The following is an 831-nucleotide window of genomic DNA, read 5'->3' as shown; positions in this document are numbered from 1 at the left end:
ACCGGGCGGCAGCCGCCGCAGCAGGGCTGGTAACCTCGCGTGCGGCACGGCCGGCCACAAACCGCCGGCTGATCTCGTCGGCGGCACCGAGCTCACCGCGAGCGAATGCCCGGGCCCGGGCGATGGCGTCGCGGGGGCGACCATCTGCAGGGGCCTCGGCCTCAAATAAAGCCACCACCCGCTCAGCGCAGTCTGCGGCCCAGCCCGCGACGACGCGGCGCTCGGGCTCACTTAGCGTCTGCGGAGAAGCCATATCAGCACCATACACACGCCTTGCAGACCGATCGGCTTACGGGCATTGCGATGCACGCGAATCTCGGTCTCGATACTTGGGCATGTCTGGATTCCCGGCCGGAACCCTGGACATGACTTGGGTGTGAGTTCGCGCCGGGCAGCGTCGAGATGATCGCGCTCGACCTCCCGGACACGGTTACCGTTTTCAGTCACAACAACGCAAACAAGTTCGGCGGGTTCGAAGCCCTCAGAACCCAGGGGATCGCGAACCTTCGCGGGCTGGAAGTGGAAAAAACGAAACCCTCCCTGCGCCGGGAGGGGGTGGTGGCCTGGGGATACGAGTAAGTCCGGCATTCCAGGCCGTCCGGGAATCGATAACTGCGGACAGGTAGAGACTTACCCGAAGAGCCCGATACGGTTCGCGAGAAAACGGTGGTGGCTCCGTCTCGCGATGGGTGAGGAATAATACCTTCCATGACCAGCGGGGAGATCGGTAAGAGGGAAGCCCAAAAGTCGGCTACGCGCACCGGCGCACGTGTTGACGTCGCCCCAACTCTGCCGGAAGCCATGACCGGCAGGGCAAGCCCGGCGAAAGCG

Annotated in this window: 2 protein-coding genes; one reads left to right on the top strand and one right to left on the bottom strand. The window is 64.6% G+C overall.

The genetic code is table 11. The features are described from left to right. A partial coding sequence (locus tag Y706_RS29765; RefSeq protein WP_043436020.1) for a putative immunity protein occupies window positions 1-253 on the bottom strand: 253 nt, incomplete at its 3' end. A 149-nt stretch (window positions 254-402) separates the two neighbouring features. On the opposite strand from Y706_RS29765, the gene Y706_RS28780 reads away from it, so the two are divergent. Beyond that, a complete protein-coding gene (locus Y706_RS28780; RefSeq protein WP_156945120.1) occupies window positions 403-579 on the top strand; it encodes a hypothetical protein in 177 nt (58 codons plus the stop codon). Window positions 580-831: the final 252 nt, after the last annotated feature.

It is taken from the genome of Arthrobacter sp. I3 (assembly GCF_000520575.1).
Lineage (GTDB): Bacteria > Actinomycetota > Actinomycetes > Actinomycetales > Micrococcaceae > Arthrobacter > Arthrobacter humicola_A.
Note: the sequence above shows the minus strand (reverse complement) of the source record. Positions and strands in the feature narration are given on the sequence as shown.

Coding starts and splice junctions, on each gene's coding strand:
- Y706_RS28780 (WP_156945120.1), top strand. CDS start 403: ATGATCGCGCTCGACCTCCCGGACACGGTTACCGTTTTCAGTCACAAC.